This window comes from Paenibacillus sp. FSL K6-3182 (assembly GCF_037976325.1).
Lineage (GTDB): Bacteria > Bacillota > Bacilli > Paenibacillales > Paenibacillaceae > Pristimantibacillus.
The window spans coordinates 4,972,980-4,988,217 of record NZ_CP150265.1; the positions used below are offsets into that span (position 1 = coordinate 4,972,980).

The window sequence follows — 15,238 nt, forward strand, 5'->3', positions numbered from 1 at the left end:
ATTACCATTCGCCAAGACTCATTTTCAGTCATCATCCCCTATCGATCACACAAAATTAAATCGTTAAACGTCTTTCCAATCTGCGTGCAAGTAAAGAAAGCGTATAATTTACGATGAAGTAAAGAATAGCGACTAACAATAAAATTGGAATAACAAACTTAACATTATAGTTATAAATAATTTGTGCACTTCGCATCATTTCTGGGAGTGTAATTACAATAGCAAGCGAAGAGCCTTTGAGAATAGAAGTACACTCGCTGACGATAGGCGGAATCATCCGTTTTAGCGCTTGTGGGAGAATAATATGCCATATCGTTTGGACATAGGTTAAGCCGGAAGCTCTTGCAGCCTCCACCTGCCCCTTAGAAATGGAATTTAAACCACTGCGAACAATTTCACATAACATTGCTGACGCATAGATCGTCAAGCCCGCAACTGATGCGGTAAACACGTCCAGCTTTAAGCCAATTTCAGGCAGTGCAAAAAAGATAAAGAAAAAGACGAGCAGAAGCGGAATGTTGCGAATTAAACCTACATAGAGAGCAATGATTCTCGCAATAATAGGAATTTTTGCATATCTAATAATGCCCATGATCGTACCAAATACGAAGGCTAATACAATAGAGAGAGCTGATACTTCAATCGTTACTAAAAATCCTTTAAGTAAGTAAAGAAGATTATTCGCTGAGTAAGCACCTATGAAATCCATGACAGCTCTCCTTTCTAATCGCTCGCCGATAATTTCCGTTCTAGATAGCCGATAAAGAGACTGAGCGGAAGCGTCAATATTAAGTAGAAAATAGCTACAAAAATGTATACATCAAATACAATAAACGTATCCGATGAAATAATGTCCCCGTAGTACATAAGATCCTTGCCGGATATCGACCCCAGAATAGCAGATCCCATCACCAAATTTAGAAATTGATTGCCAAGAGGCGGGATAACAACTTTAACCGCCTGCGGCAAAATAATATGTCGCATCGTTTGAATGTAAGTAAGTCCTGATGCCCGCCCCGCCTCAACCTGCCCATGAGGTACTGCTTGAATTCCTGCCCTAATCGCCTCTGCAATATAGGCACCCGAATATACGGCTAATCCAAGCGTTCCGCTTACAAAGGCATTTAATTGGATCCCTACCGCCGGTAAACCAAAATAGAAGAAAAAGATTTGAATGAGCAAGGGCGTATTTTGAATAAATTCAATATACATCGTCGCCAAGCCCTTAACGGGCTTCACGGGAGAAATCTTCATGACGGCAACGATCGTTCCAATCACTAAACTTAATAGCAGCGCGAGCAGACTGACCTGAAGCGTTGTTAGAAAACCAGCCCAAAATTGTTCCCTGTATTCAAGTAAAATTGAAAAATCCAACATCTAACTCAGTCCTCTCCGCTTCTAGATGTCTAAGGAGATAAAGGGACGAATGAACGCATTCGTCCCCTCCTGCCATTATTCTGGTTTTTGTTTTAACCATTTTTCATATATTTTGTCGTACTCACCGGTTTCTTTTAATTTTTTTAGCGAAGCATTAACCTTATCCAGCATTTCTTTATCGCCTTTTCTAACTGCGATTCCCCATGGCTGATCTTCAATAACACCGCCAACTAGTTTATATCCCGGGTTTTCCAAGGCAAGTCCCATTAAAATAGCATTGTCAGTCGTTAGCACATCACCTTTGCCCGTGCTAAGCGCCGTAAACGCTTCGCCAAGGTTCTCATATTCAGATACGACTGCTTCCGGTGATTTCTCTTCAATTACTTTGCCGTCTCTCGTTCCTTTAACAGCGATAACCTTCTTGCCCTTTAAATCTGCAATGCTTGTAATTGCTGAATTCTCCGGCACGAGCAGTGATTGCCCTGCACTGAAATACGGATCAGAGAAATCCACTTCCTGCTTTCTCTCTTCTGTAATTGTCATCGTGCGGACAATCAGATCGATGTCGCCATTTTTCAGCATCGGAATTCTTGTTTTACCATTCACTTCAACATATTCAATATTGTCTTCCGAGCCCGTGATGTCTTTTACGATAGCTGCTGCAATATCGAGGTCAAAACCTTTGGTTTTGTTATCTCCCGTGTCAACATAACCAAATGGAAAAGCATCTGCGCCAATTCCGACGGCAATTTTTTTCTGATCCTTGCCTGATGCCGGTTCTGCTTTACCTCCACACCCAGCCAGACTAACAGTAAGCAACACCGATGCAACCGTTATACTTAGATTCTTCTGCCATTTCTTCATACGTAAATCCCCCTTATTCCCTTTTATTAATGAACCAGAATTCGACTAAGAAACAATCTCGTTCTGTCTTCACTTGGACTTGCAAAGAAATGTTCAGGTTTTCCTTCTTCAACGATCTGACCTTGATCCATGAATATAACGCGATCGGCTACTTCACGTGCGAAGCCCATTTCATGCGTAACCACAACCATAGTCATCCCTTCACGTGTTAGCGCTTTCATGACGTCTAAAACTTCACCAACCATTTCAGGATCTAATGCAGAGGTCGGTTCGTCAAAAAGCATGACTTTCGGCTTCATTGCAAGTCCCCTTGCAATAGCAACCCTTTGCTGCTGACCACCTGATAGTTTGGATGGGAAAACATTTGCTTTCTCCGTTATCCCAACTTTATCAAGGTAATACATAGCCAGCTTCTCAGCCTCGTTCTTTGGCATGCCTCGTACTTTGATAGGAGCAAGCGTAATATTCTCGATCACTGATTTATGTGGATATAGATTAAAATGCTGAAACACCATTCCAATCTCTTGCCGCATGACATTAATATTCGTGTGCTTGTCATTCACTTTATGGCCGTTCACAACAAGTTCTCCAGAAGTAACATTCTCCAATCGGTTAATGCAGCGCAGAAGTGTGCTTTTTCCAGATCCTGATGGACCAATGATGACAACCACTTCTCCTTCTTTGATGTTTAGATCTATATCTTTCAGGACGTGGTTCGAGCCATAATGTTTATTTATTTTGCGAAATTGAATCACGCGGTGAACCTCCGATACGAAAGAATTTTGCAGCATTTCCGCCAAATAAAGCGGCCTTTTCTTCTTCGGTTAAGCTGAGGCTTTGTTCGATGACCTGGCCTGGAGGAACCTCCCTAAGCAAAAAGGGGTAATCAGAGCCCATCATAATTTGTTCATGACCAAATCTATCTATCATGAATTTGAGGTTAAGAGGATCGAACACTAAAGAATCATAAAACATTTTTTTGGCATAATAGCTGGGCGGATGCGTTGTTAAACGAAGCTGCGGCCAAACGTTCCACCCTTGATCAAGCCTCGGCAGAATATAGGGAAACGATCCACCGCCATGAGCAAAACAAACCTGCAAATCTGGGAATCTCTCCATCAGGCCGCTCCAAACAAAAGTAGCTGCTGCTAGAGCCGTTTCGCTTGGCATGCCTATCGTATACATGAAATTATGCCTTGGCGTTCTATCTTTTCCGAGTGTCTCCCATGGATGAATGAACAAGGGAACCTTCCATTCTTCAGCCATTTGGAAAAATGCAATAAAAGAAGGATCGTCTAAATTTTTGCCATTTATGTTGGAGCCGATTTCAATTCCATTTAAATGAAGCTCAAGCATGCAGCGATCCATTTCACGAATAGCGGCATCAGCGTCCTGCATCGGGACGGTACCGAGCCCGGCAAAACGGTTTCTATGCTGCGCGACCGTTTCAGCTATAAAGTCATTCTGAATGCGTGACATCTCTATTGCTTCATCTAATGGTGCCCAATAAGAAAAGGTAACCGGAATTGGAGACAAAACCTGCATATCAACGTTTTCCCTATCCATATCCTCTATTCTTTTTTGGGGGCTCCATACTTGATCTGTTACTTCACGAAATGATTTGCCGGCTACCATAATCGTAGCACCGCAAGTACATGTTCGATTTAATATCGGCCATCGATCTCCCCCGTATTTCTGATAAAAATCGGGAAGCTGCTCAGGTATAATATGCGTATGCGTATCGATTCGCATGATTTGAAACCTCCTTATAAAAGGGATATCATTCTAAGTAGAGAAGCATGTGCTGGGAATAAAGATGACGAGATGTCAGTTTTTTTGAAAAAAAACACCATCGAATCCCAAATGAGGTATACTATTTAAATAAACCGCTTACAAATTGTGCAGCCTTTGTAAACTTTCAGCTTGGATATCTATCATATTATGATGATCATGACATCATGTCAATAAGAATTATGCAAATTTGATTTTGGATGATAGCCGATGAACCGCCATTCTTTTTTATATTTACAATAGGGATGTCATTCGACTAGAATGTATAGTACTCTACAGGCAATATTCTCTTGAAAGGTTGAGATCCTATATGGAAAACGAAATAAAAGATATCGACGGTCGACACCTTAGATCGCAGCAAACGAGGCAAAAGCTTTTAAAAGCAGCCAGAACCGTTTATTTGAAAGAAGGCTTCCAGAACAGTACAATTAATCAAATTATTAAATTGGCAAAAACTGGTTATGGTACAGCCTATACCCATTTTACCGGAAAAGATGATTTTCTAATCGTATTGATGGAAGATGTCATGCAGCAGTTTTTTGATATCGCGAATATCTCCTTCCAACCGACATCCAAAGAAGAGGCTAAAAAGGTCATTAAGAGTCAAGTACTCACCTTCTTCCAAATAGCCGAATCAGAACGAGACATGATGAAAGTGTTTGCTGAAGCTATGGGACTCTCATCCGCGGTAAATACAAAATGGGAAGAAATACGACACAAGCTTATTCAAAGTATAACGACTGACATCACCTACTCTCAGCAGCATGGTTTAGCTCGAACAGACTTAAAAGCAGAGCTTGTTGCATGCCAATGGTTCTATTCGAATGAAATGTATCAATGGGATATTGTTCATAACAGACACCAATATTCTCTCGAAGAAATTGCGAATACCATCACAACTATGTATACCGACGCTCTTTACTTATAAGGGCTCGGTATGCCTTTTTGGCATTCTTGCACAATAATATTGACACTTTGTCATATTTATTTTATATTGATGCTGCGTCAACTTGTTTGCACAAAATTGGTTGAAGGGATGGAAAAGCAGATGATTATCGGGGTTCCAAAAGAAATCAAAAACAATGAAAACCGTGTCGGAATTGCACCAGCCGGAGTAACGGCCTTCTTGAACAATGGTCATGAGGTTTGGATAGAAGCACAAGCAGGAGCAGGCAGCGGATTCTCGGATGCTGACTACTTAGCCGCAGGAGCTAAAATTGTATCCACTGCTCAGGAAGTCTGGTCTGCAGAAATGGTTATTAAAGTGAAAGAGCCGCTTGCAGAAGAATATGTTTATTTTCGTGAAGGCTTATTATTATATACCTATCTTCACCTTGCTCCAGAAGCAGAGCTAACGAAAGCATTGGTCGATCGCAAGGTCGTGGCCATCGCCTATGAAACAATTCAATTCGATAATGGAGCTTTGCCGCTGCTCATGCCGATGAGTGAAGTTGCCGGACGGATGTCGATCCAGATCGGTGCCCAATTCCTTGAGAAGCCGCATGGCGGAAAAGGTGTTTTATTAGGCGGCGTGCCTGGGGTAGCACCTGGTGAGGTGGTCATTATCGGGGGCGGAATCGTTGGTACAAATGCGATTAAGATCGCTGTCGGATTCGGCGCTTCTGTTACCGTACTCGATGTAAGTCCAGATCGCCTTCGGCAGCTTGACGATATGTTTGGCGGGCGTATTCGAACGCTAATGTCCAATAGCTATAACATCGCAGAAGCGGTGAAAAAGGCTGATCTTTTAATCGGTGCTGTTCTTATTCCAGGAGCGAGGGCTCCTCGCTTGGTGACGGAGGAAATGGTTAAAACGATGCAGCCGGGGTCTGTCATCGTCGACGTTGCCATCGATCAAGGCGGTTCTATTGAAACGGTGGACCGTATTACTACCCACAGCAATCCTACCTATGAAAAACATGGTGTCATCCACTATTCCGTTGCGAACATGCCTGGTGCCGTCGCTCGAACTTCTACGATTGCTTTAACTAATGTAACGATTCCTTATGGCGTACAAATTGCCAACAAAGGCTACAAGCAGGCTGCTCTAGACAACAAAGCCATTGCTAGAGGAATTAATATTGCTGAGGGCAATGTAACCTATAAAGCGGTTGCCGATGCACACGGATACGATTACATTGACATTTCCGACTATTTGAATACCCCTTCTAAGCAAGTTGCCGTGTAAGGGAGAATCATTAGATATGCCAATCGTAACGATTCAGATGATGGAAGGAAGATCAACCGAGCAAATAAAGTCTCTTATTGCCAGTGTAACAGAGACCATTGCAGCAGAATTGAACTCTCCAAAGGAGCGAATTCGCGTTTTAGTTACAGAAATCCCCTCCACCCATTGGGGAATTGCCGGTGTTCCAGCAGCAGAAATTATCGCTCCACCTAAACATACGTAGTGACTTCCACCTGCATAAATTCAGCCACTTTATTGGACGGTGAGATCGGTACCGCCAATGATGGTGGCTATTTGTTTTGATAAAGTTGCTTAGAAAAGGGGTTTACCTAACGATGAAACAAATCAGCAATTCTAAACAAATGAAACTATCTTTTTTTGGAAAAAACCTGCTTCTCTCCGGTTTGAACATCGTCTTGATTGCGCTTATCCTCATTGCAGCCAGCTATTTTATCCAAGAACGAGTTTTAGTCAAAACCTTAAATCAACAGGCAGAAGGTTTTGCAGCGCTTGCTGCAAGTGAATTCCAATTAGCCGAAGTTAAAGAAGCTTTCCAAAATCATGACGTAAACAGTCCGCTCCACAAAAAACTTATTGGGAAAATAGCTCATTTTCAAGAAACGAACAACAGTGTATCCCAATCCTATCTATACTCTGTTGATATCGCACAAGGAAAAACACCGATCCTGCTAGCCGTCCCGCAAGACTATATTGACTCCGGCTACACGCCCGGCACCGCTTATGAGCAATCCCCCGTTATGCTGAAGGTCATGAAAAAGCTGCTCGAAAGCAAAAAAGCAGCAACAACAGACATTTACACGAACAGTTATGGACAATGGATAACCGTCGTTCATCCCATCATGGATGAGCAGAACAAGGTCATTGCAGCATTTGCGATTGATCTTCATGCGGATATCGTCTCCGAAGGAAAAAAAGAGCTGCTCCTATGGACGGTATCCGTTCTGATAGCAGCGCTTCTCGTCATTTTGTTTATCCAAATTGTTGTGCTGCGCAAATTGCTTTCACCTATTAAAGAGTTGAACGGTGCTTTTCGTAAAGTTAGCGAGGGTCAGCTTGATGTGAGCCTGCCTACAAATCGTCTGGATGAATTAGGCTTATTGAATGCCCGTTTCAATGAGATGATATTAAGCTTACGAGACATGATTAGTGGTGTGCAGCAAAATGCCCATCAAGCAACGATTCAAGCGAATGAACTAGCAATGAATGCCGAGCAAAATTCGAAGTCGCTTAGTGAGGTTTCACACCGCATTCGCCAGGTTGCTGATGGCGCAGAAACGCAGGAACAGGTAGCCTTCGAAAGCTCTCGTGCGATGGAGGAAATGGCAGCGGGCATACAGCGTGTAGCCGAATCCGCAGCTAGTATGGCTGTTGCCTCTGAGGATATGTCTGAGGAAGCCTCACAAGGCAATCTCTATATTACGAAAGTTATCCATCAGATGGATGGCATTCATCAATCCGTTCAACAATCGTCCGCTTCCATCAACTCGCTAAGCGATCGCTCTAACGAAATTGTGCAAATTGTCGAGGTCATTGCTGGAATTGCGTCACAGACCAACTTATTGGCACTGAATGCCGCCATTGAAGCGGCAAGAGCCGGCGAACAGGGAAAAGGATTTGCAGTTGTCGCAAGCGAAGTTAGGAAGCTCGCTGATCAATCCCATCAGGCTGCCACTCAAATTGGCGTATTAATCCTTGAGATTCAACGAGAAATAACGCAGGCGGTACATGCTATGGATGAAGGAACGAAGGAAGTAACACAAGGCATGTTAATCGCGGAGGAGACGGGAGACAAATTTCAAACCATATATGCGGCCACGCAAAATGTTGCTCAGCTGATTCAAGAGGTTTCAGCCATATCTGAGCAAATGTCAGCGGGCTCTGAGGAAGTCGCCTCCTCTGTTCAGGAGCTCTCAACTATAGCTGAAAGCTCTTCAAAGGCTGCTGTTGACGTCGCTAATGCATCGGATGCACAGCTCGATTCTACGAAGGAAATTAGCGCTTCTGCTGTATCACTTAATGAAATGTCCAAGCAGCTTCAAACATTAATTAGCAAATTCAAACTATAAAATAAAAAAATGCGTCGGCAGATATAAACCCTACACTCTGCCGGCGCATTCATTTCCTCCCACCTAAATAGGGAAAGCTTATTTTGTTCAGGGCGTATAAAAAAATCATAGTTTTACCTTGTTTTTCACAACTGCACTCTTATGAATTTTCAGTTCATCGCGGTATTCCACCGTCTCAATTTCGCAGTCTATACCTATAGTTACATTCTCTCCTCTAACGATACTTGCCTTCGTATAATGAAGCTCGATGTTATCGCCCTCGATCAACCCCGCATTGAAAATAACCCCGTCCATCGATTTCATCAGCCTCAGCAATGTTCCCACTTTGCTTCTTTTAATTTTGATTTTGCTGCCTCCGACCTCTTTAGCAAAGCTAGGTCCGAACATACTAATAGCCAGCTGATCTGAGCTTAATAATCCATCGATATTTACTGCGCCAGTTATGTGCAGCTCTTCCGCTTCACAATCACCTGCTGCATCCAATTGACCCGTTAACTTAATTTTGTCTACTCTGACTCTTCCTTTTGACTTCATCTCACCTCGTCCTTGCAAGCTAACCCCGTTTAAGCTGCCGTCAACGGCACATACGCCCGTTATCTTCATATCTTTCGCAATTAAATTTCCAGCGATCTTGACTTCTCCCGTCAGCCTGAGCTTCTCACAATCCACATCACCGTTAAATTTACATTCGCCTGTTATATTCACATTTTGATAAAACCCGCCCGCTGACGTTGTTTCACCTAATACTTTCAATGGATTCCGTATAGGCTCAGTCACTAACCTTCTCCTCCTTCATAATTGCAGCGCCGGGATGTACGGACAGCTTCGAGCGATATTCTACTCGTCCTATCGAGCAGCCCTGACCAATGATGACAACATTACCCCTAACGATATCTGCAGTTGTAAATTCAATATCAATATTGTCGCCTTCAATGACCCCAACACGCAGCTCAGGCTTTAGCTTCGGAATAATTCCACTGAATAATTTATTCCACATCCCCACGTCTGCCTGCCTGATGATCAGGTTTTCCACGCCAATCTCATTCGCTTTTCCTTGGCCTTGCAGTTGAAATTCCAGCTGGCCCGCACTGAGCAAGCCGCCAACCGTGAAGCCGCCCTTGCCTGTAAAATGCTCTAGCTCACAATCACCTTTTATGCTCATCATGCCATTTAATTCACAGCTTTCGCCGCTAACTCCGCCCGCGATAGTAAGCAAACCATCCGCCTTCATATTTCCAAATTTCATATTGCCTTTTACATCCATCGTACCATTAACTTCAAGCTCATCTGCCGTAAGATGCGCCTTCATTCGTATATGTCCATTTCCCTTAAATCTACGCGCAACAATAGGTCCGCTTACTTTGCCAACACCATCTATAGATACGTTATCGTAGCTTCCACCTGCGGCACCGCTAACTCCGCTAATCTTTAAATCTGACAGCTGATATTCCATCATCGCTCTTCCCTCCATTAAGAAAGCTTCCCTTTTAATTGTTCAATCAAATCACCTAAGCTTAGCTTGGCAACAAGTCGGACACCTTCGTCAAATACTAATTCAGTTGGCGAGTGCGCCATGATAAAGGAAGTCATCCCCATTTTTCGAATAAAAAATAGATCCCAACTCTTCCCCTCGAACTTCCTGACCTTCTCGTTCAAGGTTTGAAACAACAGTTCTGCTTCCTCTAAGCTCAGCTCTCCGAGGCCAAGCAGGTAATCAACTGCAAATAAATGCACAAGCTCGTCAAACGAATATTGTCCACCAATTCCAGATAACGCTCCGAACCTGCTTAGGGTCATAGACGAAACAATGTTACGTTCTTCGACTTCTGCAGCAGTCAGTGTCATATCGTTAATAGCGGACGTATCAGATAACTTACCCGCTAGGTCATCTAACGAAAGATCATCCTTCATATTAATAATGTTATGGATGCGCGCTAATATCGTCTGTTTTGGGAAAAAGGTTTCTTGTCCTGTAAACGTTGATTTTCGAATAAACCATTCCTCAGGAATAAGCTTCTTTCGTTTCCAACGATATAGTTGCCCATACGAAATGCCGGTTAAATCCAGCAGTTCCTTTTTCGAAATTAAATCCTTATCCACTATAATCACCTCTCGAAATGATCGTAACATAACACTGTTACGTTGTAAATGAGAATATCGCAATAAAGAAAGGTTATGCTGGCTTGCTATTCTTCATTTATATAAAAGAAAAAGGCAGCTCCCGATTCCATTACGAATCAGAAGCTGCCTTTTGATGAAAAAACTTTTAAGAATTTATGCCATGTTCATTTCGGATGTTATACATGCCTTGAATCAGCAGCTCCGCAGGATCCCGGTTCAACTGCAAATGTGTCAACAATAGATGTAACGGAATAGCGCAAACGTTGTTTCCGTCTTTAATCGTTGGAAATCCAGCTTCAAAGACTGGACCGTGTTCTTCGTTCCAAGCTAGACCCGCATGTACCTGTTCCGGAGCAAACTCTTCCGTCACAGCTGTTATACATTGCGGAACGAGGATTTTATCGATTACCGCTTTAGCCTCCTCTTCACTTGCAGCTGCTTGTGAGAGAGGTTTCCCACCCTCGATCTCCATAAGATCGACGAAGAAAGAAGCCATCCACACCGCAGGATCATTCCCCGATTGGAATCTATTGACCAACTCATGCAGGAAAAATCCGCAGGAATATACGCTGTCCGACTCATCCTTCACATGAAATACAAAAACTGGTCCATAAGCTTCGTGGTTCAACACTTGTCCTTCAACATCGTTAAATTGCATTTTTAAAGCTACGATGCCATTATGGTGAACAGCCTTAATAAGCTCCGCCCATTTCTCCTCGGTCATCGCCGAATCCTTACTGCTTACTTCCTCATTTGTTGTCTCATTGTTTATTGTCATAGTTCTACTCGTCTCCTATAACAGCATCATCTTGTAAATCTCGTTTTTTTCACTAGCCTATCCATCAGCAAGCTTTCTGCTCATTAATTATAGATTACCACAATTGCTTACTTTGTTTATATGCAAGTATTTTCCAGACTCATAATCGACTGCGAAGAAACTCAGCCACATTATGGTTTCCTTGCTTAACTGCAAGAGACAAGGCAGTATCCCCTTCTTGATCTTCAGTCTTTATATTTGCTCCATGTTCAAGCAATAAGCAAATGATTTCAATATTATCATCATGAAAAGCTGCAGTATGCAAGCAAGTATGACCATTGCTGTCTAGAAGATTAGTGTCGGCATGATGCTTCATAAACAAATTAATGAGATCTATATTTCTTTCGCCTGCTATCGCAGCATGCAAGGCTGTATTAGAGGGAATGAAAGAAATCTTGGAATGAGATACTGCATTAATGTCAGCACCATAGTCAAGCAATACCTGTGCCGCTTCTTTATTGCCGAAATGTGCTGCGAAACCGAGTGGTGTAAGACCATCCTTATTTTCGGTATTTGCTAGGCTCGGGTCCGATTCTAATAAGCTATTTAGCTGAGTTCCTGACTGAATCGCTTGAAATAAATCTTCGATCAACGGACCATTCATTTTTTTCCCACTCCATTTCAACTGGTTTCATTCTACAACATTACCAAACTTTAATAGACGATTTCAATTATAATAAAATACGTTTATAAACTATTTTTTACTGCTTCTATTTCGAACAATTGTGATAGATTAAAATAGATAGGTATTTTTGCTTGCATGAGGTAAATGCAGGGATTAGAGAGGCGTGTGAAGTATGGAATTATATATATCAAATGAATGGAATAACGATGATAAATCGTATGTTAGCAGCAATATGTTTGCTTTTAATTTAAAGCATTTTCCAGATGACCTTAAAGGTCGCTATCAGGAGGTGAATCTATTTCTAAAGAACGCTGATGGTCAAATTTTCGGTGGACTCCTTAGCGAAATATGTTGGAACTGGATGCAGATCGAGTACTTATTTGTTGCGGACGAAATTCGTAAATCCGGGTATGGCAAGCAGCTTTTAGACGAAGCCGAAAAAATAGCTAAAGCGAAAAACTGTAATTTCATAAAGCTGGATACATTAAGCTTTCAGGCGCTCGATTTTTACAAGAAGCAAGGCTTCGAGGTGTTTGGATCGATACCGAATGCTGGCGGTTATACGCACTATTATCTAAAAAAAGACCTTTAAGCTCAGTTGCTTAGCTGTTCTAATTAATCTTTTAGCGCCAAATAAAAAAAACTCCATCGAAGGATGGAGGGAGCTTTGTCGAAACTGATTATAAGAAAAACAGTTGCACGATGCTCCTCCCTCATCTTTACTTCTTACCAAATAAATGAAGAATCGAAACATTCATGTCCTCTAGTGAGCAAGCTGCTTCCACGTTTTATTAAGCCACTCCGCAAATAACTCCTTCTCCTCAAATTGCGGATAATGAGCCGATTGTTCAAACAGAACAAAATCTTTCACAGGAGCATGCAGCACGTCAAAATATTGTTTTGCAGCATTCACCGATGTCATATAATCATATTTCCCCATCACAAAATAACTAGGAATATCCAGTGCCTTCACTACATCAATAATATTATTGCTCGCTTCCTCAGCGAGCAGCATCTTTTGCGTTACAGAAATTCCTCTTAAATAGCGAACAACATCAAGCAAATTATACTCAGGCTGAAATATAAAACCTTTGTAATAATCCATGTTGTCGTCAATTAACCTTGCTGCCCCGCCATATTTTCGAATGATCGATCTAGGCGTCGTTTCCTCCCCTTTTTCGATTGGTTCCCGAAGTGACTCTAATCTTTCCACTTCCTTGGTATTGTCAGCCAGCTTCGCCTGTTCTATAACGTATTGCAAACTATCCAATTCGCTCGTTACCGTATCAGCCACTTGCCCAATTCCGATATAAGCCGCAAACTTGTCAGGTGCTTTAGCCGCAGCTTTCATCCCAATGTATGTGCCAAAAGAATGACCGATCAGCAGCACTTTTTGTTGTCCAAATTTCGCGGTAACATAATCGGTCAACGCAAGCAGATCATCAACAAGCACGTCAGTCGTTAGATTAGAATAGTCTTCATTAAAATGATAAGATTTCCCGCTCCCGCGCTGGTCATAATGTACGATTGTATAGTTTTTCTCAAGTAGATCTTGATATTTCCTTACATACGGAATTTCAGAACAACCCGGGCCGCCATGCACAAAAATGACAATCGGATTGCGTTTGTCTACTCCTCTAATCATCACTTCATGCCCAGTACCATTGATTTCAACTTGCTCTAACGTACTTATGCTGTTGTCACCTTTAATGCGAGGTGTCCACGTTGGGAATATCAATCCGACCAGAACAATCAGAACGATGATCATAATAGTGACCTTCCCTATTTTTATTATTTTCCTATTCAAGAGCTGGCTCCTTCAAAACGTTATTATCCTTTCATTATAAATGATTTCATTTTGACTTCATAATTAACGATTTCCTTGCTAAACTTTGCTGCTGTAGGAAGAAATGAAAAAAACGACATCGCTGTCGTTTCTCATGGCTATGATGATATAGAGGTATCGAATTAAAAAAACTGATCACTATTATGATGCAGCTTCATCTGATGCAGAGAGCCTTTTTCCATAAACCCGATATAGAATGAGACCAAACAGCATGCCTACAAAAGATATGGCGGAAATAGACAAGTACAATGTTTTGCCTCCAAAGCTACCATACACGGCTCCGCCTACATAGGAGGCTAAAATGCCTGAAACACCAAAAAACAGCAGCGCAAGCACCGTTTGACCTGTGGCGCGCCATTCGGTTGGTACTATTCGATAAAGATACTGAATAGCTGCTGAATAGAACACAGGGAAAGTCAACAGCTGTAAAATTTGCAAATACGCGAGTATGTGCGGATCGGTAATCCAAGCTGAGAGGAAAAACCGAAGGAAATAGAACACGGCTGAAAACGAAATAATAAGCAGCTCTTTACCTTTGCGCATCCACCAAAAGCTCAGAGCGAACACTACAATTTCACTGCCTGCTGCCAAGAAGAACGCTTGACCAACCAATTCGGTACTCCCGCCAAGCTCACGAATGTATACGCCAAGAAAGGTATCGTTCATCCGTGCAGGGACGGAACAGATAAACACCAAGAGCAGAAACATTAGTGTCTCTTTATTGCTAATAAAATGCTTGAGGCTCTTTAAGGTAACCGGCTTGCCTGTCACAGGCGCATCCGGCATGATCCAACCTATAATAAAACTGATTAACCCGATTCCTCCAAAAAGCAGCGCCAAGCTATGTTCACCGAAATAAGAGATAACATAACCTGTAAGCAGCGCTGCTAAGGCATAACCCAATGCGCCATAAGTACGAATAGAGCCGTAGCTGGTTCCTGAAGATTCGGCAATTGTAAAATTCAAGCTTTCCGTTAATGGATCGATGGACATGAGAAAGAAGTACAACAGCATAGCGTACAGAATGAGCTGCGGATAACTGCTGGAATCATAAAGCAAATAACCAATTATGGTTGAGAAAAATAACAGTACCAACAATACTTTACGAATGGATTTGGTTCTATCGCTTATCATCCCCCATAAAGGTTGAGCGATTAGGGTAACAAATCCGCCTGTTCCAATAATGAAGCCAATTTGCGAAGGACTTAGTCCTTGTACATCTAAATAAACCGGAAGGAATGAAATAAACATAGCCAATAGTGCAAAATACAAAAAATTAAAGCCTCGTAATAAGTTTGATGCCTTCATAAAAGTTTAGTTCCTCCACTTATTTCTTAAATATAGCTATCTCAATCTTTTATTCTACCATGAAATGAACTTTTATATGTGGATCAAAATTAAAAAGCGTTTATGCTGCTGAATTTGTTTTCATTGAGGCTTATCACATTTCGCGAACATAATTTCGAAAATGTTTATGTGGATTTTATATTTTATTAATAACTGGTTTCTTGGGCGTTTAACT

Annotated in this window: 17 protein-coding genes; 5 read left to right on the forward strand and 12 right to left on the reverse strand. The window is 41.9% G+C overall.

Annotation, left to right across the window (positions count from 1 at the left end; genetic code table 11):
* Positions 1-55 precede the first annotated feature (55 nt).
* From MHH56_RS22085 to MHH56_RS22105, 5 genes are all read right to left on the reverse strand, one after another.
* Entirely contained in the window at positions 56-709 is a 654-nt protein-coding gene (locus MHH56_RS22085; RefSeq protein WP_339203837.1) for an amino acid ABC transporter permease, read from the reverse strand.
* Between the two features lie 14 nt (positions 710-723).
* Positions 724-1,377, reverse strand: a complete 654-nt coding sequence (locus MHH56_RS22090) for an amino acid ABC transporter permease (RefSeq protein WP_339203838.1) — start codon at positions 1,375-1,377, stop codon at positions 724-726.
* 75 nt (positions 1,378-1,452) lie between these two features.
* Positions 1,453-2,241: a transporter substrate-binding domain-containing protein gene (locus MHH56_RS22095; protein WP_339203839.1), complete on the reverse strand. Its 789-nt coding sequence runs from the start codon at positions 2,239-2,241 to the stop codon at positions 1,453-1,455.
* A 26-nt stretch (positions 2,242-2,267) separates the two neighbouring features.
* Positions 2,268-2,996, reverse strand: coding sequence for an amino acid ABC transporter ATP-binding protein (locus tag MHH56_RS22100; protein ID WP_339203840.1), 729 nt, complete (start codon positions 2,994-2,996; stop codon positions 2,268-2,270).
* Positions 2,971-3,993, reverse strand: coding sequence for an amidohydrolase family protein (locus MHH56_RS22105; protein WP_339203841.1), 1,023 nt, complete (start codon positions 3,991-3,993; stop codon positions 2,971-2,973). Before MHH56_RS22105 ends, MHH56_RS22100 begins: the two co-directional genes overlap by 26 nt.
* Before the next feature lie 349 nt (positions 3,994-4,342).
* Here MHH56_RS22105 and MHH56_RS22110 point away from each other — a divergent pair, with 349 nt between their 5' ends.
* The 4 genes from MHH56_RS22110 to MHH56_RS22125 all read left to right on the forward strand — a co-directional run bounded on the left by MHH56_RS22110 (position 4,343) and on the right by MHH56_RS22125 (position 8,307).
* Positions 4,343-4,960, forward strand: coding sequence for a TetR/AcrR family transcriptional regulator (locus MHH56_RS22110; protein WP_339203842.1), 618 nt, complete (start codon positions 4,343-4,345; stop codon positions 4,958-4,960).
* A 120-nt stretch (positions 4,961-5,080) separates the two neighbouring features.
* Positions 5,081-6,220 (forward strand): alanine dehydrogenase, encoded by a 1,140-nt coding sequence (ald, locus tag MHH56_RS22115; RefSeq protein ID WP_339209701.1) that lies wholly within the window; start codon positions 5,081-5,083, stop codon positions 6,218-6,220.
* 16 nt (positions 6,221-6,236) lie between these two features.
* On the forward strand, positions 6,237-6,443 hold the full coding sequence (locus MHH56_RS22120) for a 4-oxalocrotonate tautomerase (protein ID WP_339203843.1): 207 nt from the start codon (positions 6,237-6,239) through the stop codon (positions 6,441-6,443).
* Between the two features lie 112 nt (positions 6,444-6,555).
* On the forward strand, positions 6,556-8,307 hold the full coding sequence (locus MHH56_RS22125) for a HAMP domain-containing methyl-accepting chemotaxis protein (RefSeq protein ID WP_339203844.1): 1,752 nt from the start codon (positions 6,556-6,558) through the stop codon (positions 8,305-8,307).
* A 105-nt stretch (positions 8,308-8,412) separates the two neighbouring features.
* Here the strand turns inward: MHH56_RS22125 and MHH56_RS22130 are convergent, their stop codons facing one another.
* The 5 genes from MHH56_RS22130 to MHH56_RS22150 form a co-directional block, all read right to left on the reverse strand.
* Positions 8,413-9,084 (reverse strand): hypothetical protein, encoded by a 672-nt coding sequence (locus tag MHH56_RS22130; RefSeq protein ID WP_339203845.1) that lies wholly within the window; start codon positions 9,082-9,084, stop codon positions 8,413-8,415.
* Entirely contained in the window at positions 9,077-9,763 is a 687-nt protein-coding gene (locus tag MHH56_RS22135) for a hypothetical protein (protein WP_339203846.1), read from the reverse strand. The genes MHH56_RS22130 and MHH56_RS22135 overlap by 8 nt, the downstream gene beginning before the upstream one ends.
* 14 nt (positions 9,764-9,777) lie before the next feature.
* Positions 9,778-10,407 (reverse strand): DUF4004 family protein, encoded by a 630-nt coding sequence (locus MHH56_RS22140; protein WP_339203847.1) that lies wholly within the window; start codon positions 10,405-10,407, stop codon positions 9,778-9,780.
* 166 nt (positions 10,408-10,573) lie between these two features.
* Positions 10,574-11,206, reverse strand: a complete 633-nt coding sequence (locus MHH56_RS22145; RefSeq protein WP_339203848.1) for a hypothetical protein — start codon at positions 11,204-11,206, stop codon at positions 10,574-10,576.
* Positions 11,207-11,345: 139 nt separating this feature from the next.
* Positions 11,346-11,849 carry an ankyrin repeat domain-containing protein gene (locus tag MHH56_RS22150; RefSeq protein ID WP_339203849.1) on the reverse strand — a complete coding sequence of 168 codons (504 nt, stop codon included), beginning with the start codon at positions 11,847-11,849 and terminating at the stop codon, positions 11,346-11,348.
* Between the two features lie 193 nt (positions 11,850-12,042).
* On the opposite strand from MHH56_RS22150, the gene MHH56_RS22155 reads away from it, so the two are divergent.
* The gene (locus MHH56_RS22155; protein WP_339203850.1) at positions 12,043-12,462 is read left to right on the forward strand and encodes a GNAT family N-acetyltransferase; all 420 of its coding nucleotides are present in this window, start codon (positions 12,043-12,045) and stop codon (positions 12,460-12,462) included.
* Positions 12,463-12,633: 171 nt separating this feature from the next.
* Here the strand turns inward: MHH56_RS22155 and MHH56_RS22160 are convergent, their stop codons facing one another.
* The gene (locus tag MHH56_RS22160; RefSeq protein ID WP_339203851.1) at positions 12,634-13,638 is read right to left on the reverse strand and encodes an alpha/beta hydrolase; all 1,005 of its coding nucleotides are present in this window, start codon (positions 13,636-13,638) and stop codon (positions 12,634-12,636) included.
* A 219-nt stretch (positions 13,639-13,857) separates the two neighbouring features.
* Complete coding sequence (locus MHH56_RS22165) at positions 13,858-15,024, reverse strand: MFS transporter (protein ID WP_339203852.1); 1,167 nt, start codon at positions 15,022-15,024, stop codon at positions 13,858-13,860.
* Positions 15,025-15,238 lie beyond the last annotated feature (214 nt).

Coding starts and splice junctions, on each gene's coding strand:
- MHH56_RS22085 (WP_339203837.1), bottom strand. CDS start 709: ATGGATTTCATAGGTGCTTACTCAGCGAATAATCTTCTTTACTTACTT.
- MHH56_RS22090 (WP_339203838.1), bottom strand. CDS start 1,377: ATGTTGGATTTTTCAATTTTACTTGAATACAGGGAACAATTTTGGGCT.
- MHH56_RS22095 (WP_339203839.1), bottom strand. CDS start 2,241: ATGAAGAAATGGCAGAAGAATCTAAGTATAACGGTTGCATCGGTGTTG.
- MHH56_RS22105 (WP_339203841.1), bottom strand. CDS start 3,993: ATGCGAATCGATACGCATACGCATATTATACCTGAGCAGCTTCCCGAT.
- MHH56_RS22110 (WP_339203842.1), top strand. CDS start 4,343: ATGGAAAACGAAATAAAAGATATCGACGGTCGACACCTTAGATCGCAG.
- ald (WP_339209701.1), top strand. CDS start 5,081: ATGATTATCGGGGTTCCAAAAGAAATCAAAAACAATGAAAACCGTGTC.
- MHH56_RS22120 (WP_339203843.1), top strand. CDS start 6,237: ATGCCAATCGTAACGATTCAGATGATGGAAGGAAGATCAACCGAGCAA.
- MHH56_RS22125 (WP_339203844.1), top strand. CDS start 6,556: ATGAAACAAATCAGCAATTCTAAACAAATGAAACTATCTTTTTTTGGA.
- MHH56_RS22135 (WP_339203846.1), bottom strand. CDS start 9,763: ATGATGGAATATCAGCTGTCAGATTTAAAGATTAGCGGAGTTAGCGGT.
- MHH56_RS22145 (WP_339203848.1), bottom strand. CDS start 11,206: ATGACAATAAACAATGAGACAACAAATGAGGAAGTAAGCAGTAAGGAT.
- MHH56_RS22150 (WP_339203849.1), bottom strand. CDS start 11,849: ATGAATGGTCCGTTGATCGAAGATTTATTTCAAGCGATTCAGTCAGGA.
- MHH56_RS22155 (WP_339203850.1), top strand. CDS start 12,043: ATGGAATTATATATATCAAATGAATGGAATAACGATGATAAATCGTAT.
- MHH56_RS22160 (WP_339203851.1), bottom strand. CDS start 13,638: ATGATCATCGTTCTGATTGTTCTGGTCGGATTGATATTCCCAACGTGG.
- MHH56_RS22165 (WP_339203852.1), bottom strand. CDS start 15,024: ATGAAGGCATCAAACTTATTACGAGGCTTTAATTTTTTGTATTTTGCA.